Here is an 18,855-nt window from a genome sequence, read left to right as displayed (position 1 = left end):
TAAATGAAATACTTTTTAACTTTTTCCCTTAGTCTATTACTATTTTCTTGTAGCTCAGATAATGATGAACCTATCAAAGAAGTTTCAGTAAAACTAAAATTTAGTCAAAATTGGGATGGTACTTTAATTGAAAAATCTGACTTAGAAAGCACTGAATTCACTAATAAAAAAGGAAGTAAACTCTCTATAAGCAGATTACGCTATTTAATCTCACGTATTAGCCTTGTTAATGGTGCAGGAGATACAACTAAATTTGACAGTTACAAACTAATTGACCTAAGTAAACCAGACAGTTTAACCTACGCTCTTTCTAAAAAAATATCAGAAGGAAGCTATAAACTACTTTTTACCTTCGGTTTTAATAATAGTAACAATTTAAGTGGAACATATCCAGATTTAAACTCTGCTGATTGGAATGTACCAGATATGATGGGAGGAGGATACCACTTTATGCAATTAGACGGTAAATACAAAGACACCTTAGGGGTAGAAAACCCATATAATTTTCATGCTGTAAGAGCTTATGACAAAGAAAAAGATTCTATTTTAGATACTTCTTTTGGAATTGAAACTGAATCTATCCTCTTAAAAAACAATGCTACAATAGAAATTAAAATGAATGTAGCTGGATGGTTTAAAAGCCCTAATGACTGGGATTTAACCAAAAAAAGTGTTGACTTAATGATGGATTTTGAAGCTCAGAAAGAAATTTCTGAAAATGGGAAAAGTGGTGTATTTAGTTTAGGAAATATTTCTCAATAATAATGATGCTAAAAAGTATATATCTTTCTTTTCTACTGTTTCTTTTACTTAGTTGTTCTTCTAAAGGAGAAGAAGAAAGTATATATACTCCTGTTCCTACCAGTTTAGAAATCCCTAAATTATTTCAACAAAAATTAATAGCTCCTGTTATTCCAGCTAACAATCCTCTAACAAAAGAAGGAATAGCTTTGGGTAAAAAATTGTTTTTTGACCCTATTTTATCAAAAGACAACACACAATCTTGCGCTAGTTGTCACGACCCTAAAAATGCTTTTACCGATGACACTCGTTTTAGTGAAGGAGTCGATGGTAAATTCGGAACGCGAAACTCAATGCCGCTATTTAATTTAGCTTGGAATTTTGATGAACGTTTTATGTGGGACGGAAAAGAACTCAGTATTGAACGTCAAGTATTCTCTCCTGTTCGTAATCCAATTGAAATGCACAGTGATTGGAAAAATGTAACTAAAAAACTACAAGAACACGCTGAATACCCGACCCTTTTTCAACGAGCTTTTGGAGCATCAAAAATAGACTCAACATTAGTTACCAAGGCAATCGCTCAGTTTGAAAGAACTCTAATTTCTGGAAATTCAAAATTTGACCAACACCTTTTAGGTAAAGTAGAGTTAACTCCTGAAGAACAAAATGGGTTTAATGTGTTTATGGACGAAACTAGAGGAGACTGTTTTCATTGTCATGGAAGCGACAACAACCCTTTATGGACAGATAACAAATTCCACAACAACGGTTTAGATGAAAATTTCACCGATTTAGGATTAGGCACCGTTACAGGTGACCCTAATGATAACGGAAAGTTTAGAAGCCCCTCTCTACGAAATTTAAAATTTACCGCTCCTTACATGCACGATGGACGGTTTACTACTTTAGAAGAAGTTATAAACCATTATTCTGAAGGTTTAAAATTATCTTCTACAATAGATCCCTTAATGAAGAAAGCCAATCAAGGAGGAGTACAACTCTCAGATAAAGATAAAGCAGACTTAAAAGCTTTTTTGCTAACCCTTTCTGATGATGATTTTGTAAACAATACTGATTTCAAACAATAATCTTCTAACAATCAACCTGTAGATTTAAAGTATAAACAATTTTTATTGCTTAATAACTATATTCATTTCAAAAAATGATATAAATCATATTTTGTCATTATCTTTGCAGTCACTTAGATTTAATCTATTTAAAACGATGATAAAAGTTTCAGACACAGCAAAAAAGAAAGTCATTGAACTAATGACTGATGACGGATTTGACACTACAACTGACTTTGTTCGTGTTGGGGTAAAAAGTGGCGGTTGTTCAGGATTATCATACGACTTAACTTTTGACAAAACCCAACAGGAAAACGACAAGGTTTTTGAAGACAACGATGTAAAAATTATTGTTGATAAAAAGAGTTTTTTATACCTAGTTGGAACAACTTTAGAATATTCTGGAGGTTTAAACGGTAAAGGATTCGTATTTAACAATCCTAATGCTAACAGAACTTGTGGTTGCGGAGAGAGTTTCTCTTTATAAACCTATACATCACAAAAAGAATACAAAAAACTGATGAGTAAATACACCGAGGACGATTTAAGAGAAGAATTAAAAACCAAAGAGTACGAATATGGTTTTTATACTGATATTGAAAGTGAAAAGTTTCCTAATGGAATAAACGAAGATATCGTTCGTGCCATTTCTAAAAAGAAAAATGAGCCAGAATGGATGACTGAATGGCGTTTAGAAGCTTTTAGAATTTGGGAACGAATGGAAGAACCAGAGTGGGCTAATGTTACCTACAAAAAACCAAGTTTTCAAGATATTTCTTACTACTCAGCTCCTAAACAAAAACCTAAATTAAATAGTTTAGATGAGGTAGACCCTGATTTATTAGCAACTTTTGAAAAATTAGGAATTTCTTTAGAAGAACAAAAAAGGTTAGCAAATGTAGCTGTTGATATTGTAATGGATTCTGTTTCTGTTGCTACTACTTTTAAAGAAACCTTAGCTGAAAAAGGAATTATTTTCATGCCAATATCTGAAGCTATTCAAGAGCATCCAGAATTAGTACGAAAATATATTGGTTCTGTTGTACCACCAACTGACAACTTTTACGCTGCGTTAAACTCGGCTGTATTTTCAGATGGATCTTTTTGTTATATTCCAAAAGGAGTTCGTTGTCCAATGGAATTATCTACTTACTTCCGTATTAACGAAGGAGGAACAGGACAGTTTGAGCGTACGTTAGTAGTTGCTGATGAAAGTAGTTACGTTTCTTACTTAGAAGGATGTACTGCTCCACAACGTGATGAAAATCAATTACACGCAGCAGTTGTTGAGCTTATTGCTTTAGACGATGCTGAAATAAAATATTCAACAGTTCAAAACTGGTTTCCTGGAGACTCAGAAGGTAAAGGAGGAGTATATAACTTTGTTACCAAAAGAGGTTTGTGCGAAACCAATGCTAAAATTTCTTGGACGCAAGTTGAAACAGGGTCAGCAATTACATGGAAGTACCCAAGTTGTATTTTAAAAGGAAATAATTCTGTAGGTGAATTTTATTCAATTGCTGTAACAAACAATCATCAACAAGCCGATACGGGTACTAAGATGATTCACTTAGGAAAGAATACCAAATCAACTATTATATCAAAAGGAATTTCAGCAGGTAAGTCGCAAAACAGTTATCGTGGTTTAGTTCAAATAAATTCAAGAGCAGAAAATGCACGTAACTTCTCTCAATGTGATTCTTTATTAATGGGTAATGAGTGTGGTGCTCATACTTTTCCTTATATCGAAGCTAAAAATAAATCGGCTCAAATAGAACACGAAGCTACTACTAGTAAAATTGGTGAAGATCAATTATTTTACTGTAATCAACGTGGTATTGATACTGAAAAAGCTATTGCATTAATTGTTAATGGGTTTAGTAAAGAAGTATTAAATAAGCTTCCAATGGAATTTGCTGTAGAAGCTCAAAAATTATTAGAAATTTCGTTAGAAGGTTCTGTAGGATAATTAACCTAATGTGTTAATTATAAACACAACAATTATTAAAAATTAAACGTACGCTTATAGTCAACAGCTTAAAGCCAATAGTATAAGAACAATGTTAAAAATAGAAAACTTACACGCACAGGTAGAAGACAAAGATATTCTTAAAGGAATTAACTTAGAAGTAAAAGCAGGAGAGGTTCATGCAATTATGGGACCAAACGGAGCAGGTAAAAGTACCTTATCATCTGTAATTGCCGGTAATGAAACTTACGAAGTAACTTCTGGTTCTATTGAATTAGAAGGAGAAGATATTAGCGAATTAGCTCCTGAAGAAAGAGCCCATGCTGGTGTATTCTTATCATTCCAATACCCTGTAGAAATACCTGGTGTTACTGTTACAAACTTTATTAAAACAGCCATTAACGAATCTCGAAAAGCCCAAGGTTTAGAAGAAATGCCTGCTAAAGATATGCTTAAAAAGATTCGTGAGAAATCAGAATTATTAGAAATCGATCGTAAATTCTTATCTCGTTCTTTAAACGAAGGATTTTCAGGAGGTGAGAAAAAACGTAATGAGATTTTCCAAATGGCTATGTTAGAACCTAAATTAGCTATTTTAGATGAAACTGATTCTGGTTTAGATATTGATGCTTTACGTATTGTGGCTAATGGAGTTAATAAGTTAAAATCTAAAGATAACGCTGTAGTAGTTATTACCCACTATCAACGTTTATTAGAATATATCGTTCCTGATTATGTACACGTTTTACATGATGGAAAAATTGTTAAAACTGGAGATGCTTCTCTTGCTTTAGAGCTTGAAGAAAAAGGATACGATTGGATTAAAGCAGAGGTAAATAGTTAAAAAGTTGAAAAGTAAAAAGCGAAAATTTGCTCATAAGATAAGCCACTTTTCAGTTTTACAAACTTTTATACTTTATAAACTTTACAACTAAAAACAATGGAGTTGAGAGAAAAAATATTATCATCATACGTAGCTTTTGAAGACAATGTAAATATTAATTCAGATTTACATGAAATAAGAACAAAAGCACTACAAAATTTTGAAAAATTAGGCTTTCCTACAAAAAAATTAGAAGCTTGGAAATACACTTCTTTAAATTCAGTTTTAAAAGAAGATTATAGTATTTTTCCTGATAGAGATGCTTCTGTAGAGTTTGCTGATGTAAAAAAATACTTCATTCATGAAATAGATAGCTATAAAATAGTTTTTGTGGATGGTAAATACAGTTCTTTTTTATCAACTACTACTCATGATGGAAAAGATATTTGTTTATTATCTGCTGCTTTTTCTAAAGAAAAGTATAAGCCTATTATTGAAAAATATTTTAACAAAATTGCTAAACAAGACAATTTAACGTCTTTAAATACAGCTTTTGCTACAGAAGGTGCATTCATTCACATCCCAAAGAATGTTGAAGTTGAAAAACCTATTCAGATAATTAATTTTACTACGGGTAAAGAACATGCAACCATGTTACAGCCTCGTAATTTAATTATTGTAGAGCAAAATGCACATGTTCAAATAATAGAGCGTCACCAAAACCTTAATAATAATGCTGTGTTAACAAATGTTGTAACTGAGATTTATACAGACACACATGCTACAGTAGATTATTACAAGATTCAGAATGACAATAATGATGCTTCTTTAGTTGATAATACATATATCGAGCAACAGAAAGAAAGTACATGCTCTGTACATACTTTTTCTTTTGGTGGCAATATTACTAGAAACAACTTAAACTTCTACCAAAAAGGAGAATATATTAACTCTATTTTAAAAGGAATTACCATTATTGAGGGGAAACAACACGTTGACCATCATACCTTGGTAAACCATATAGAGCCTAACTGTGAAAGTCACCAAGACTATAAAGGTATTTATACCGATCGTTCTACTGGTGTGTTTAATGGTAAAGTTATTGTTGAGAAAGAAGCTCAAAAAACAAATGCTTACCAACAAAACAACAATGTTTTAATAAGTGATAAAGCAACTATAAATGCTAAACCTCAATTAGAAATTTTTGCTGATGATGTAAAATGCTCTCATGGTTGTACCATAGGTCAATTAGACGATCAAGCTTTATTTTATATGCAGCAAAGAGGTATTCCAAAGAAAGAAGCAAAAGCTTTACTTATGTACGCCTTTGCAAATACTGTTTTAGAGAGTGTTAAAATACCAGAGGTTAAAAAAAGAATTACCAAATTAATTGCCAACAAATTAGGGGTTAATATTGGTTTTGAACTATAAAACAAACAAAAGGCATTATATTTAATAATGCCTTTTTAATTCTTTAAATGTTATGAAATATAAGTTTTTAAAAAGCTTATCAACCCCTTACCCATATTTATTTCATACCAAAAGAAATCTTATCATTGCTTGTATACTAAGTATTGTAATATTCTTAGTTAACTATTACTTTTCTCAAAATACTGTTACAAACAATTTTTATCCTTGTCTAACGGCTAGTATAGTTACTTTTTTGAGCATCTTATTTTTTACTGAATTGGTGCCCAACGTTTTTTTTACTTCTGAAATTAAAGAAAATTGGAATACTTTAAGAGAATTTTTCTTTACTCTTGGTATTCTTATTTCAATAGCTCTTTTTCAAAATAGTTTTCTGTACCCTATTAAAAATAGTGTTAATAGTAATTTTTTTTTAAGTTTTATTAATACTTTCTCTTATGTTATTTTAATCGGTACTACACCTATACTCATTATTATTTGGATAAACTATGTGGTTATTTTAAAAGAAAATTTAAGAAGCGTTAAAGCGTACAATAAAGAGCTCAAGAAAGAACTAAAACAAAAAAACAAAGAGATTGTTTTATCTATAAAAACGAATAATGTAAATGAGACATTAATTCTTGATTTGGCTACTTTTTTGTTCGCTAAATCCGAAGGAAATTATGTAGACATATACACTAAGACTCTTAACTCTGTAGACATTAAACCATACAGAATATCTATTCAAAAATTACTTAATAATTTATCTGATTACCCCTTTATTTTAAGTACACATCGTTCTTATATAATTAATATTAAAAATATTAGAAGAACCTCTGGAAATGCAAGAAATTATAAAATTTCATTTCCTAATGTTTCCCATGAGGTTCCTGTATCTAGAAATAAATTTAAATTATTTAAAGAGAAGTTTGACAAGTTTTATAAATAGAATTTATAATGTATATCCTACTCCCATTCCAAAAAACAATCTTGAATCAAAATCACCTGGTCTAAACCTTCCGCTATCAAGAATTCCTTTTAGTGAACTCCAAACATCAAAGGTTATAGTTATTCTATTAAAAGTATAACCTAGAGAATTTATCATTCCGTAATTAAAGTAAGAATGTGAGTTTTTATACTTTTCATATACACCTAAGTGATCTATATATAAACTTCCTTTTGATTTTAAGTTAGTATAGCCAAGAAAAGGTTGAATTGACATGTAAAATCTTCTTTTATTAAAAGGATAAAAACTAAAATCTACCAAACCAACAACAGATAAGTCTCTTGTGTAGCCATCAACAAAACCTGTAAACATATTTTCGTCTTCATTAATAAAACTGTTTTGATAGGCTGCTCCTACCATTAAGGTAATCTTCTTACTTTCCAACAATTTCCTTTTCGCTTTAAAAACAAAACCATAATGCTTTCCAAAACTTGTATTAATTATATCAGTCGTATAGCCCAATTCTAATTTCCACTTTCTTGTAGTATCATGTTCTTGAGCATTCATAAAAAAACTACTTAACAATAGTATGTATAAAATTTTCTTCATTTTTTTCTTATTCAATAATTTGTAATCCATTTTTAAATCCTATGATTGGACTATTTCTGTGAGAAATATTTTCTAATCTTTCATAACTGAAATTAAAATCATTATAGTTATTCAATTTTAGTCGCTTAACCATTGCTTTAAATGATGCGTTCATACCAACTCCTTCAAGGTCTCCCATAGCCATGTAAAAAGATTTGCCATCTAACAAACTCAACTTCTTAGCTTTTTCTTCTAAATCGAAAATAAATGAGTTATACCACATTAAATTAGGGCTTACCACAATTGCATTATCAAAAGGGTTTTCTTGTTCTTCTTGCAGCATAACATATAAAGCAAAATAACCTCCAAGTGAATGCCCATAAATTGTTTTTGTTAAACTCTTTATTTCATAATCCTCTTCAATCACAGGGATTAACTCAGAGTTTAAAAAGCTAATAAACTTCTTTGCTCCTCCTGAATCTCCATCAAAATCTCTGTCATACGGATAAGAATAATCTGTACCTCTTTCATTATCGCCCGCATAACCTATGCTCACTATAATGGTATTTTCTTTTTCTTCTAAACTTAACATTTGCATACATTCATTATAATAGTCATCACCATCTAATAAATAAATCACGTGATAATCTTTAGTTACATCAACTTCTTCAATGCTTCCTATTTTAATAGCATACTTAAAATTTGTTGAGTTCGATTTTAGAGTGAATTTTTGCTGCTTAATGTTAGAGGGTAAATCTTCTTCAGTGCAACTCATAAAGAAAAAGAGTATAAAACTTAAAAATACAAAAGGTTTTTTTGTGTAAGAATGCGTAATCATTTTTTATGTTTTTTATTAATCCGCATCAAAAATATCTCTCTCACTTGCCTTTAAATATTGTAAAAAGATATATGGTATGAAATGTTCTTTATTTGTGACAAATGGACTCTTTATAGTATAGTTTATATAGTGATTTTTCTTTTAAACCATACTTTTTTAAACCTGATTAAAAATTTTTCTTTATTTTGTTGAAGCCTATTAAATAAGTATTACTAATCGCTGATGTTGTATAAAAAACTTACACTCTTGTACAATCGAAAATACAAGTTTTTATGAGTGACATAAACTTAACCAAAGCGCAAAACAACATTACTTTTTATATGATGATTAGTATTATTGTTATTTATTTAAGCTCACTTTATTGTAAAAAATAATAATGACAATTTCTCTTTTTTAAAACCTCTCCAAAAGGTGTTTTTTGCTTCAATAAAATATTTGTGTAATGAATTAAATTTATCTACGTCAAAAGTATTGTAAACTAATTTATTTACTTAAAATTTAAAAAAATGCGAAAAACAATTACTCTCACTTTTACCTTCATACTAATTTTTGTGAGTATTCAAACACAAGCACAAACTGATGTATATGATGCTTTATTAAAAACCTATGTTGACTCTCAAGGCAATGTGGATTATAAGGGACTAAGAAAAAATCGGGCGGTTTTAGATATATATATAAAGCATTTGGATAACACAATACCTAGTAATAAATGGTCGCAAAATAAAGCAAAAGCCTTTTGGATTAACGCTTATAACGCTTATACAATCAAATTAATTTTAGATAGTTATCCTTTAAAAAAAATTACCGACATTAAACGTAAAGGAAGAAATGCTTGGAAGATTCCTTTTGCTTCTGTTGGTAAAAAACTATACTCGCTAGATTATATTGAGCATAAAATACTTCGTAGATGGCATGATGACCCTAGAATTCATGTTGCCTTAAATGCAGCATCTAAATCTGGACCTCGATTTGTAAATTTTGCTTTTACTAAAGAGAATATAGAAGAAGCGTTGGAAAACTTAATGAAAGCTTTTATAAACGACTCCACAAAAAATAAGATTACGTTAACTAAAGTTGAAGTTTCAAAAATATTTCAATGGTACCAAGAAGACTTTACCTCTCGTAATACTTTAGTAGATTATATAAATAAGTACTCTCACATTAAAGCTAATGATAATGCCGAAGTGCTATATTTGGACTACGATTGGAGCTTAAACAACAAATAGATTACGTTTAAAGGATGAAAGACACATCTTGTTTTTCATCTTTTAAACATGCTGGTCTATTAAAATCATGTTTCCATCAGGATCAAATAAAACGATGCTAGAAGGACCAGAAGTCTCATCATCTGCCTCACTTTTCAATTTGATGTGATTTTCTTTTAAATGTTGTTGAATGGTTCTTACATCGTCAAAATCATCTAATTCATTAGCATTTTCATCCCAACCTGGATTAAAAGTAAGAATATTATTTTCAAACATACCTTGAAACAACCCAATTAACGAATTACCATTTTTCATAATCAAATAATTGCTTTCTATTTGACCTGCAAAAACAGTGAATCCCAACGTTTCATAAAATTCTTTCGACTTATTAATATTTTTCACTGATAAACTAATTGAAAAGGCTCCTAGTTTCATAATTTTATAGTTTTAATTTTTTTCTTCAAAAAATATAATACTCCCTTTTTACAAATAAATTTTTAGTCTGTTTAATAGCAATGTATGACAGTAAGAAGAGTGTATAAGATAATCATTTTATTTTATTCAATTCACCCTTTTAAAAATAAATAAAAAAATCCCACACAAGTTGTGTGGGATTTTTTTATTTATCTGTATAAACTTTATACTACATTTCTAAAGCTTTGGTAGGGTTATTATCCATTAATAGCTCTACAGGATTTTCTAACGCTTCTTTTACAGCGACTAAGAATCCAACAGACTCACGACCATCAATAATTCTGTGATCGTATGATAATGCTACATACATAATTGGTTGAATCACTACTTCGCCATTAACTGCCATTGGGCGATTTACAATATTATGCATTCCTAAAATCCCACTTTGTGGAGGGTTGATAATTGGTGTAGATAACATAGAACCAAATACACCACCATTCGTGATAGTAAACGTACCTCCTGTCATTTCATCAACTGTAATTTGTCCGTCACGTGCACGTAATGCTAAACGCTTTACTTCGCTCTCAACTCCTCTAAACGTTAAATTTTCAGCGTTTCTTATTACTGGCACCATTAATCCTTTAGGACCTGATACTGCAATAGAAATATCTTGGAAATCGTGACTTACTTTGTAATCTCCATCAATCATAGAATTTACATCTGGATACATTTTTAAAGCTCTTACTACTGCTAAAGTAAAGAATGACATAAATCCTAAACCTACACCGTGTTTTGCTTTAAACGCTTCTTTATATTCGTTACGTAAGTCGAAAATTGGTTGCATATTAACCTCATTAAAAGTAGTTAACATCGCTGTTTCGTTCTTTACAGAAACTAAACGTTGCGCTACTTTACGACGTAACATTGATAACTTTTTACGCTCTGTACCACGAGATCCCATTCCTGGAGTTCCCATTGAAGGCACTGCTTTTACAGCATCTTCTTTTGTTACACGACCGTCTTTACCAGTTCCTTTAACATCAGATGGATTCATCCCTTTTTCAGCTAATACTTTCTTAGCTGCTGGAGATGCTGTACCAGTTGCATATGTTTCTTTTGCTGGTTCAGCCTTAGGTGCTTCTTTTTTCTCCTCAGTTTTTGGTGCAGCTGCTTTTGGTGCTCCAGCTCCATCTGGCTTTGCAGCATCCATATCAATATGACAAACTACTGCTCCTACTGCTACTGCATCACCCTCTTCAGCTTTTAAAGTGATTATTCCGCTTTCTTCCGCAGGTAATTCTAACGTTGCTTTGTCAGAATCTACTTCGGCAATTGGTTGATCTTTCTCAACGTAATCACCATCTTCAACTAACCAAGTTGCGATTTCTACTTCTGTAATTGATTCCCCCGGAGAAGGAACTTTCATTTCTAAAACCATCAGTTCTAAATTTTATATATCTGAATTATTTTATTTCTTTTATTTGGGCGTTTCCCTATCGGGTCGGGCTTTTCGCACTACACGGTAGTTTGCTTCTATCCCTAACGCATTTATTTTTTAATCAAAAACCTTATCTATAATAGCTTGATGACGTCTTTTAAAACGTGCACTTGAACCTGCTGCTGGCGCCGAACGGTACTCTTCCGAGGCACATTCTAACCTAGCTAATTCAAAACGTTCTAACATATAACTCCAAGCTCCCATATTTTTAGGTTCTTCTTGCGCCCAAACATAACGTTCTACATTTGGATACTTGTCCATTACTTCTTTAATTTTATCATTATGTAATGGGAACAATTGCTCTATACGAACTAAAGCTACATCTTCTCTTTCTAACTTTTCACGTTCTGCTAATAAGTCATAATAAAATTTACCTGTACAGAACACCATTTTTTTAGCTTTTGATGTATCAATAGTATCGTCAATTACTTCTTGGAAAGTTCCGTTTGCTAAATCTTCAATAGGGTTTACTGCTTTAGGTAAACGTAATAAACTTTTTGGTGTGAAAACAATTAATGGTTTTCTAAAATCACGCTTCATCTGACGACGCAAAATATGATACATATTTGCTGGTGTAGAACAGTTTGCTATTGTCCAGTTATCAGTTGATGACGATTGTAAGAAACGTTCAATTCTACCTGATGAATGCTCTGGTCCTTGACCTTCATACCCGTGAGGTAGTAACATTACCAATCCGTTTTGTAACTTCCATTTATCTTCTGCTGAAGAAATATACTGGTCGAACATAATTTGTGCTCCGTTGGCAAAATCACCAAACTGAGCTTCCCAAATGGTTAGGGTATTTGGAGCTGCCATTGCATATCCATAATCAAAACCTAACACTCCGTATTCTGATAAGTGAGAGTTGTAAATAGTCATCTCTCCTTTATTCTTAGGGTTTGTGTTTAATAAATTTACACGCTCTAAAGTTTCTTCATCACGCATAATTGCATGACGGTGAGAGAACGTTCCTCTTTCTACATCTTCTCCTGAAATACGAACATCGTATCCTTCTTCTAACAACGTACCGTATGCTAAGTTTTCAGCTGTACCCCAATCTAACAAATTATCTTCAAAAACCATTTTTTCACGGCCTTTTAAGATACGTTCTGCTTTACGAACAAACTTGTGTCCTTCTGGTGTTTTTGAAATAACTCTTGCAATGCCTTTTAAACCATCTACTGAATAGGTTGTATCTACAGGCTGTAACATATCTTGTAATTGCTTACGTACAAACCCATCCCATACATCAGGCATGAACTCTTGAATTTTAGACGTTTCTTTCTTTTTAGATTCTGTAAATTCAGCCTCTAAATGCGCCTTAAATTCATCTGTTATTTTCTGTAAGTAATCCGTTGTTATACTTCCTTCTTCTATTAATTTATTAGCATAAATTTCTCTTGCATTTTTATGCTTAGAAATTGCCTTATATAATTTTGGCTGAGTAAAACGTGGTTCATCTCCTTCGTTATGACCGTATTTACGGTATCCTAATAAGTCAATAAAAATGTCTTTGTTGAATTTCATACGATATTCAACAGCCATTTCCATAGCGTGACAAACAGCCTCAGCATCATCAGCGTTTACGTGTAATACTGGAGATAACGTTACTTTAGCTACATCAGTACAATACGTACTTGAACGAGCATCTAAATAATTGGTTGTAAAACCAACTTGATTATTTACTACAATGTGTATAGTACCTCCTGTTTTGTATCCGTTTAATTGTGCCATTTGCACAACCTCATACACAATACCTTGAGCTGCCACAGCGGCATCTCCATGTACTAAAATTGGTAATATTTTATTTTCGTTTCCTTCGTAGTCTTTATCAATTTTAGCTCTAACAATTCCTTCAGCAACTGCATCAACGGTTTCTAAGTGAGATGGATTTGGAACTAAATTCATCTTCATCTTTTGTCCACCTTGATACGCTTTGCTTAAGGTTAAACCTAGATGATACTTAACATCTCCATCTATATCTTGATCTTCAAAATCTTTTCCTTCAAACTCACTAAATAAATCGCGAATAGGTTTTTTAAAGATGTTTACCAAAGTGTTTAAGCGTCCACGATGTGCCATTCCTAACACGCATTCTTCCACTCCATACAATTCAGCCGCGTCTCTAAGCGCTACACTTACCCCTGGAATTAATGTTTCTCCTCCTTCAACAGAGAATCGTTTTTGACCTACATACTTTGTTTGCAAAAAGCTTTCGAAAGTTGATGCTTGATTTAGCTTCGTAAGAATATACTTCTTAGACTCTACATCATAACTTGGATGGTTAGCATTCTTATTCAAACGCTCATTCCACCACTTTAACTCCTCAGGGTTGCGTACATACATATACTCAACTCCAATGCTTTCGCAGAAAACAGACTTTAAATAGTTTATAATTTCTGCTAAACTTTTAGGTCCTATTCCTAAAATCTCTCCTGCATTGAAAACAGTGGATAAATCTGATTGATTTAATCCAAAGTTTTCAATATCTAATGTTGGAGTATATGTTCTTCTATTTCGTACTGGGTTTGTTTTGGTAAACAAATGGCCACGGGTACGGTAACCGTTAATTAAATCGATTACTAAAAATTCTTTACGTACTTCTTCAGGGACTTCTACCGAAACTTCTTCATCTGTTAATGAGTATTTCTCGTTAGCCAAATCATATCCTTGAAAAAAACTTCTCCAACTTGGTTCTATCGCATCAGGATTTTTTTGATATTGTTCATACAAATCACCTATAAAACCTGCATGTGCTGCGTTTAAGAACGAAAACTTGTCCATATATTTTGTTATACTTTTCTATCAATAAGAATAATGGAGACAAAAGTACAACTTTTACGAAAAATACCATTCCTTTTTAGTCTAATTTTAAACTCTTTAACGAGTATTAGCTTTTTGTTAAATTTCAGTTAAAAACATAATTCCCTTAAAAAATAAACAACTGAAATCCAGAGATAAGTAATTTTAATCTTACTTTTTTTAAAAAATAATTTGCAGATATAAAAAATCCCCTTAAATTTGCACTCGCATTTTAAGACAAGTATGTTTTAAATTCCTCCTTAGCTCAGTTGGTTAGAGCATCTGACTGTTAATCAGAGGGTCCTTGGTTCGAGCCCAAGAGGGGGAGCAAAGGCAAGGTAGAAGCCGATAATTTCTACAGTACATATATATTGTTCTACATGAACATTCCTCCTTAGCTCAGTTGGTTAGAGCATCTGACTGTTAATCAGAGGGTCCTTGGTTCGAGCCCAAGAGGGGGAGCAAAACAAAAAAAATCAATCTTTTTTAGATTGATTTTTTTGTTTTAATGATTTTCTATCAAAACCACTCTATTTATTACATCTTTTTTACATCTTTTTTACATCTTTCTTCTCTATAAATGTCTTTTTCACCTCAAAATACACAACATTGTAATACAATCTAAGAATACTATAGTATCAGATAAATAACACCTAAACCTATTGTAATATAATCCCGTTTCTTCATCTTCATACTGCCCTTGGTAACGAAATAGGATAAAAGAACGTTTTTTCTACCTTAAAACTACGAGCTTTTCCGTATATATCCAACTCACATTCCCATACTTTTTTACCACTACTATGATATGCTTGTATAGGTGTACCTATAAGTTTTTTTTGAAATTTTATAAGCGAAGCAGATAGCATAATGCGAAAAAACTACAGCATCGCTGCTGTGCTTTATATTTTCTTGCCCCTTTGCCGCTTACTCATACACGACACGAGCGTGACGCTCGCGCTAGCGGGGGGAGATATCTAACTATAACAAAGCTGTTTTGCAACGCATTAACGATATAGAAAAATTAGATAATAGCACTAAAAGTATCTTATTTAACCTTATTGATACCCACATACAAAACTTTAAAACTAAACAAGCATTTGCGCAATAAAAAACCACAGCTTAAAACTGTGGCTTTTCTATTTTTAAATATTATTTAAGGTGGCTTTGATTACACAACTAATTAAACATCTGTATAAATAGAATGTCCTTCTTCTATAAAGTTAATTCCTTTTAAGTTAGCTTTTTCACACTTATTTTTAAAGTACCATATCTGGTTTTTTCTGTAATTGATTTTTCTTCATCCATACAAGAAATTACATTTAGAATATTCAAAGCTAAAAAGTTAGTATTTTTATTTTGCTTATCATCTCTAATTATAACAGGAATAAACTCTATTTGGCTTTTAGTTAAATCAAGAAAAGTATCTCTAAATTTTTCACTTACTAATGGTAGACCAATAGTTGGTAATAAATCATAAGAGTTTATATAGCTATCTATTTTATCAACTGTATATAAAAAGGGGGATGCAAATTGTATTTTTTTTCCCTTATTCAAAGTAGAAAAGTCTATATCGTTTTCATCATCGAAAACAAAACTAACATCTCTTTTGTAGAAATCTGAAAATTGATAATTCATTAATATAATTAGTCTGATAAATTATCAACAAATGTTTTGAAATGCTCTTTAAAGCTATCAGAAACTTTAACAGGTTCAGCCAATTTATTATCATATTTTATATCAAAACTAAAAATTGGTGAATCCTCTAGTTCTTCATCTGAAGAACACTTTAACGCATACAAATTTTCATAATCTTGATATTCAATAACCACAAACTCACCCCCAAGAGAAAATTCATCTCTTGCAAATAAAGTATCCCCTAAAACTGTACCTCTTTCTTCATTTTCTCCATCTGAATCTAAACCAAGTAATATACTATCACCAAAACCTATATATCCACATTCTGAAATATATTTTTTGTACTCTTTAGGTAATTTTAGACCAAGAATCTTTTCACATTCATTTATTATTCCACCTGATACATTTCCATCACTATAAAAAGTATCATCTTCTATGTTTTTTATAACATCAATATAACTCATGTTCTATAAAATTATTAACAACAACTTAATCCTTTAGCTCTTTCTTTCCAATATTTTTTTCTAAAACTTTCATAAGCATTATGCAATGCTTTATTGTTTCTATAACTTCTAAAATAAAAGAATAAAAATTCGACAACGACATTACTAAATTTATTCGAGACATTAATTACAACTTGTTTTTACTTTTGAACGATAATCAGAATCTTCACCTACATCCAAAACGTCCTTTAAAGCTTCTCTTTCTCTTATTGTACCAGTTTTACCATCTGCAAGACTCCTTCCTACGTTTATGTGATATATACTACCATCTGCCCTTTTAAAAGAAGCATCCATACGTCTAGTATCTTTTAAACCTCCCGTAGTGTCAATTATAACTTCTGTTTTTGAGCCACCTCCAATGTGTTCAATACCTGGTTTAGCTTTTTTCTCTAGCTATAATCTCATCTATTTTAGCATTGTGGTCTCCCGTTCCTTTAGCTTTAGGACCTGGTTTTCTATAAGGTGTTCCATCACTTTTTGTCTTACTCATCCACCTTTGACTAGCTAAACCTAAAACATCAACATAACTATTGCTATCGTGAACATATGCATAGAAGTTATCACCACCAGCCAATCCAATGGGGTCTTGATATTGGTCAGGTTAAAGTATACTGTAATTAAATCAATCCCAATCAAACACCCCTAAATATTTCAACCCTTTAAAATTATCATCTAAATCATTAACACTTAGATCTTCATCACCATAATACAAAATAGCATTAGGTTTTAAAATATTTTCTTCTTCACATTTTCTCAAAACTTTTTCTGCTAAATCAGAATCTGGCAACGTATTAAATAACAACTCTTTAATTCCAATATTCCCTATTTCAAAACCAATAAAATCATTATCATAGGAGTCATCATCTATGTATTTACAAAATTCACAACGCTCAAAATTATTTCCTGACTCATAATTGTTATAAAAATCTGTTAAGTCAAAAAATTTCTCAAATGTTTCTAGTGAGCCCTCAAAACTACCAACCCACACATGTAATTCATCCATAGTTCTTTACAGTTTATTTTTTTAATTTCTTCACATATTTACCATGCATTTCAGATATAATATTCTTTGCCTCTTGCTTACTTGTTGTTGCCTGCAACTTGGTTATTAATTCCTTATGAAAACGAGCAGAAGCTGGAGAGTTATTAACTCCTGATGAAACATGAGGCCCTGAGAGCAAACTTCCTTTCCCATCAGGTACATTTTCAAAGAACACATCTGAAGTTTTGATTGTCCTTTCTGACAACTCATCATAAGAAAATCCTAGTTTTTTTGCTTTCACCGCCTGAGAAACAGGAAACATTTCATGATTTCCACCACCATGCATTGCTCTCATTGCATTTTTAACAGATTTCAAATTATCTTTCACATCACTTTCTGATACTGTATCCCACCACTTTTTAAACCCTCCTCTCTCCCAAGGAGCTAATCCAAAAACATCAACCCAAGAGTTAGAATCACCAACATAAGCATACATATTAGGATTGTTCCCTAATAGTCCAATGGGGTCTTGATTTACATAAAGCTTCTAATTGTGCTGCGGTGGGTTGCCCGCCAAAATCTTGTTGTGCCTCACTGTACAAACTCCTACCATGACTATCGGGAGAGCCTTTACTGCCTGTGTGTTTAGGATGCTATTTCTCGGCTCTTTTACTACCCGCTGCTTCTAACAGCTCCTTGGCTTTGTTGTAATCTCTGTCTTTGATTGGCATATCTTTGGTTTTAAGGTTGTTTTGTTTTTTATACCATGCTTACTCTTTGACGGCACGAGCGAGACGCTCGCGCTAGCAGGGGCTACCACTCTCTTTCCATACTACTAAGTACTTCTTTTTTTTGTTCCTCGGTTTCAAGTTGAGAATTGCTAAACCATGAGATAGCATATTCTTTGCCTTTTTCTATACAATAAATAGCCGCTAGCCTTATAGATTTTCTAAAATCCAAAAACTTCGAATAATCTTTCAGCCATTCATCGTTTTTTTCTATACCAGAAATAATACTTTTTAAATCAGGGTAAGTATTAAAGAGATTAAATGCACCTTCTTCAATGTTTGCAATGATAATTTCAGAAACTTCATCTGTTTGCTCAAAAGAATTCATAGGAATAGATATAAAACCCGAATCTGAATCTTTGTAATGCCCAATTGACCCTGAAATAATCGGATAAGAATTTAAAAAATCTTTGATAATCTTTTTATCTAATGTATTAACTTTTCTATAGTAAATACTCGATGTTACTCCAATATAGACATAATTAGAAAAATTTCCTCTACCTTTTCTTTCAGAAAAAGTAATTATCTCTTCTCTACCATTTTCTTTAGCCTTTTTGATAAAACTATCTTTCCCTTTTTTTGAATATTCTTTATCCAAGAGGAATATACCTACTTGCTCTATTACTGATTTTAATAATTCACTCAT

21 protein-coding genes and 2 tRNA genes are annotated in these 18,855 nt (G+C 31.7%); 10 read left to right on the top strand and 13 right to left on the bottom strand.

All coding sequences use genetic code 11. The annotated features are described in order from the left end of the window. Positions 1–3 precede the first annotated feature (3 nt). The 7 genes from ABHQ57_RS03660 to ABHQ57_RS03630 all read left to right on the top strand — a co-directional run bounded on the left by ABHQ57_RS03660 (position 4) and on the right by ABHQ57_RS03630 (position 6,959). Complete coding sequence (locus tag ABHQ57_RS03660; protein WP_167712889.1) at positions 4–762, top strand: MbnP family protein; 759 nt, start codon at positions 4–6, stop codon at positions 760–762. A 2-nt stretch (positions 763–764) separates the two neighbouring features. Then, on the top strand, positions 765–1,832 hold the full coding sequence (locus ABHQ57_RS03655) for a cytochrome-c peroxidase (protein ID WP_167712887.1): 1,068 nt from the start codon (positions 765–767) through the stop codon (positions 1,830–1,832). Between the two features lie 136 nt (positions 1,833–1,968). Further along, positions 1,969–2,298, top strand: coding sequence for an iron-sulfur cluster assembly accessory protein (locus ABHQ57_RS03650; protein WP_047789909.1), 330 nt, complete (start codon positions 1,969–1,971; stop codon positions 2,296–2,298). A gap of 33 nt (positions 2,299–2,331) precedes the next feature. After that, positions 2,332–3,780, top strand: coding sequence for a Fe-S cluster assembly protein SufB (gene sufB / locus ABHQ57_RS03645; RefSeq protein WP_047789908.1), 1,449 nt, complete (start codon positions 2,332–2,334; stop codon positions 3,778–3,780). Between the two features lie 91 nt (positions 3,781–3,871). Beyond that, positions 3,872–4,624, top strand: a complete 753-nt coding sequence (gene sufC / locus ABHQ57_RS03640; RefSeq protein ID WP_047789907.1) for a Fe-S cluster assembly ATPase SufC — start codon at positions 3,872–3,874, stop codon at positions 4,622–4,624. A gap of 96 nt (positions 4,625–4,720) precedes the next feature. Then, positions 4,721–6,034 (top strand): Fe-S cluster assembly protein SufD, encoded by a 1,314-nt coding sequence (gene sufD / locus ABHQ57_RS03635; protein ID WP_159493467.1) that lies wholly within the window; start codon positions 4,721–4,723, stop codon positions 6,032–6,034. 232 nt (positions 6,035–6,266) lie between these two features. Beyond that, positions 6,267–6,959 carry a LytTR family DNA-binding domain-containing protein gene (locus ABHQ57_RS03630; RefSeq protein WP_167712885.1) on the top strand — a complete coding sequence of 231 codons (693 nt, stop codon included), beginning with the start codon at positions 6,267–6,269 and terminating at the stop codon, positions 6,957–6,959. Between the two features lie 3 nt (positions 6,960–6,962). Here the strand turns inward: ABHQ57_RS03630 and ABHQ57_RS03625 are convergent, their stop codons facing one another. Both ABHQ57_RS03625 and ABHQ57_RS03620 read right to left on the bottom strand, forming a co-directional pair. Then, positions 6,963–7,565, bottom strand: a complete 603-nt coding sequence (locus tag ABHQ57_RS03625) for a hypothetical protein (RefSeq protein ID WP_389862342.1) — start codon at positions 7,563–7,565, stop codon at positions 6,963–6,965. Positions 7,566–7,572: 7 nt separating this feature from the next. Next, a complete protein-coding gene (locus ABHQ57_RS03620; protein ID WP_172644853.1) occupies positions 7,573–8,319 on the bottom strand; it encodes an alpha/beta hydrolase in 747 nt (248 codons plus the stop codon). A gap of 569 nt (positions 8,320–8,888) precedes the next feature. On the opposite strand from ABHQ57_RS03620, the gene ABHQ57_RS03615 reads away from it, so the two are divergent. After that, entirely contained in the window at positions 8,889–9,608 is a 720-nt protein-coding gene (locus ABHQ57_RS03615) for a DUF547 domain-containing protein (RefSeq protein WP_073182176.1), read from the top strand. Positions 9,609–9,650: 42 nt separating this feature from the next. Here the strand turns inward: ABHQ57_RS03615 and ABHQ57_RS03610 are convergent, their stop codons facing one another. From ABHQ57_RS03610 to ABHQ57_RS03600, 3 genes are all read right to left on the bottom strand, one after another. Beyond that, positions 9,651–10,022, bottom strand: coding sequence for a VOC family protein (locus ABHQ57_RS03610; RefSeq protein WP_159493463.1), 372 nt, complete (start codon positions 10,020–10,022; stop codon positions 9,651–9,653). Between the two features lie 208 nt (positions 10,023–10,230). Next, positions 10,231–11,439, bottom strand: a complete 1,209-nt coding sequence (gene odhB, locus ABHQ57_RS03605) for a 2-oxoglutarate dehydrogenase complex dihydrolipoyllysine-residue succinyltransferase (RefSeq protein WP_047789901.1) — start codon at positions 11,437–11,439, stop codon at positions 10,231–10,233. Between the two features lie 117 nt (positions 11,440–11,556). Then, positions 11,557–14,283 (bottom strand): 2-oxoglutarate dehydrogenase E1 component, encoded by a 2,727-nt coding sequence (locus tag ABHQ57_RS03600; RefSeq protein WP_167712881.1) that lies wholly within the window; start codon positions 14,281–14,283, stop codon positions 11,557–11,559. A gap of 272 nt (positions 14,284–14,555) precedes the next feature. Here ABHQ57_RS03600 and ABHQ57_RS03595 point away from each other — a divergent pair. Both ABHQ57_RS03595 and ABHQ57_RS03590 read left to right on the top strand, forming a co-directional pair. Then, positions 14,556–14,629: transfer RNA gene (locus tag ABHQ57_RS03595), tRNA-Asn, on the top strand. Between the two features lie 60 nt (positions 14,630–14,689). After that, a tRNA-Asn gene (locus tag ABHQ57_RS03590) sits at positions 14,690–14,763 on the top strand. Between the two features lie 127 nt (positions 14,764–14,890). Here the strand turns inward: ABHQ57_RS03590 and ABHQ57_RS03585 are convergent. The 8 genes from ABHQ57_RS03585 to ABHQ57_RS03550 all read right to left on the bottom strand — a co-directional run bounded on the left by ABHQ57_RS03585 (position 14,891) and on the right by ABHQ57_RS03550 (position 18,855). Continuing rightward, a complete protein-coding gene (locus tag ABHQ57_RS03585) occupies positions 14,891–15,019 on the bottom strand; it encodes an RHS repeat-associated core domain-containing protein (RefSeq protein WP_196781615.1) in 129 nt (42 codons plus the stop codon). A 512-nt stretch (positions 15,020–15,531) separates the two neighbouring features. Continuing rightward, positions 15,532–15,936, bottom strand: a complete 405-nt coding sequence (locus ABHQ57_RS03580) for an imm11 family protein (RefSeq protein ID WP_167712879.1) — start codon at positions 15,934–15,936, stop codon at positions 15,532–15,534. An 8-nt stretch (positions 15,937–15,944) separates the two neighbouring features. Further along, positions 15,945–16,400: an SMI1/KNR4 family protein gene (locus tag ABHQ57_RS03575; protein WP_073182180.1), complete on the bottom strand. Its 456-nt coding sequence runs from the start codon at positions 16,398–16,400 to the stop codon at positions 15,945–15,947. Between the two features lie 162 nt (positions 16,401–16,562). After that, positions 16,563–16,733, bottom strand: coding sequence for a hypothetical protein (locus ABHQ57_RS03570; protein WP_167712878.1), 171 nt, complete (start codon positions 16,731–16,733; stop codon positions 16,563–16,565). Positions 16,734–16,815: 82 nt separating this feature from the next. Next, entirely contained in the window at positions 16,816–17,013 is a 198-nt protein-coding gene (locus tag ABHQ57_RS03565) for a hypothetical protein (RefSeq protein ID WP_073182182.1), read from the bottom strand. Between the two features lie 48 nt (positions 17,014–17,061). Further along, positions 17,062–17,442 (bottom strand): immunity 22 family protein, encoded by a 381-nt coding sequence (locus ABHQ57_RS03560; protein ID WP_167712876.1) that lies wholly within the window; start codon positions 17,440–17,442, stop codon positions 17,062–17,064. Positions 17,443–17,455: 13 nt separating this feature from the next. Then, entirely contained in the window at positions 17,456–17,917 is a 462-nt protein-coding gene (locus ABHQ57_RS03555) for a hypothetical protein (protein ID WP_196781601.1), read from the bottom strand. 317 nt (positions 17,918–18,234) lie between these two features. Then, positions 18,235–18,855, bottom strand: coding sequence for a hypothetical protein (locus tag ABHQ57_RS03550; RefSeq protein ID WP_167712874.1), 621 nt, complete (start codon positions 18,853–18,855; stop codon positions 18,235–18,237).

It is taken from the genome of Tenacibaculum sp. ZH5_bin.1, assembly GCF_042865525.1.
GTDB lineage: Bacteria > Bacteroidota > Bacteroidia > Flavobacteriales > Flavobacteriaceae > Polaribacter > Polaribacter mesophilus.
Note: the sequence above shows the minus strand (reverse complement) of the source record. Positions and strands in the feature narration are given on the sequence as shown.

Coding starts and splice junctions, on each gene's coding strand:
- ABHQ57_RS03660 (WP_167712889.1), top strand. CDS start 4: ATGAAATACTTTTTAACTTTTTCCCTTAGTCTATTACTATTTTCTTGT.
- ABHQ57_RS03655 (WP_167712887.1), top strand. CDS start 765: ATGATGCTAAAAAGTATATATCTTTCTTTTCTACTGTTTCTTTTACTT.
- ABHQ57_RS03650 (WP_047789909.1), top strand. CDS start 1,969: ATGATAAAAGTTTCAGACACAGCAAAAAAGAAAGTCATTGAACTAATG.
- sufB (WP_047789908.1), top strand. CDS start 2,332: ATGAGTAAATACACCGAGGACGATTTAAGAGAAGAATTAAAAACCAAA.
- sufC (WP_047789907.1), top strand. CDS start 3,872: ATGTTAAAAATAGAAAACTTACACGCACAGGTAGAAGACAAAGATATT.
- sufD (WP_159493467.1), top strand. CDS start 4,721: ATGGAGTTGAGAGAAAAAATATTATCATCATACGTAGCTTTTGAAGAC.
- ABHQ57_RS03625 (WP_389862342.1), bottom strand. CDS start 7,565: ATGAAGAAAATTTTATACATACTATTGTTAAGTAGTTTTTTTATGAAT.
- ABHQ57_RS03620 (WP_172644853.1), bottom strand. CDS start 8,319: ATGAGTTGCACTGAAGAAGATTTACCCTCTAACATTAAGCAGCAAAAA.
- ABHQ57_RS03615 (WP_073182176.1), top strand. CDS start 8,889: ATGCGAAAAACAATTACTCTCACTTTTACCTTCATACTAATTTTTGTG.
- ABHQ57_RS03610 (WP_159493463.1), bottom strand. CDS start 10,022: ATGAAACTAGGAGCCTTTTCAATTAGTTTATCAGTGAAAAATATTAAT.
- odhB (WP_047789901.1), bottom strand. CDS start 11,439: ATGGTTTTAGAAATGAAAGTTCCTTCTCCGGGGGAATCAATTACAGAA.
- ABHQ57_RS03600 (WP_167712881.1), bottom strand. CDS start 14,283: ATGGACAAGTTTTCGTTCTTAAACGCAGCACATGCAGGTTTTATAGGT.
- ABHQ57_RS03580 (WP_167712879.1), bottom strand. CDS start 15,936: ATGAATTATCAATTTTCAGATTTCTACAAAAGAGATGTTAGTTTTGTT.
- ABHQ57_RS03575 (WP_073182180.1), bottom strand. CDS start 16,400: ATGAGTTATATTGATGTTATAAAAAACATAGAAGATGATACTTTTTAT.
- ABHQ57_RS03570 (WP_167712878.1), bottom strand. CDS start 16,733: ATGGATGCTTCTTTTAAAAGGGCAGATGGTAGTATATATCACATAAAC.
- ABHQ57_RS03560 (WP_167712876.1), bottom strand. CDS start 17,442: ATGGATGAATTACATGTGTGGGTTGGTAGTTTTGAGGGCTCACTAGAA.
- ABHQ57_RS03555 (WP_196781601.1), bottom strand. CDS start 17,917: ATGTATGCTTATGTTGGTGATTCTAACTCTTGGGTTGATGTTTTTGGA.
- ABHQ57_RS03550 (WP_167712874.1), bottom strand. CDS start 18,855: ATGAGTGAATTATTAAAATCAGTAATAGAGCAAGTAGGTATATTCCTC.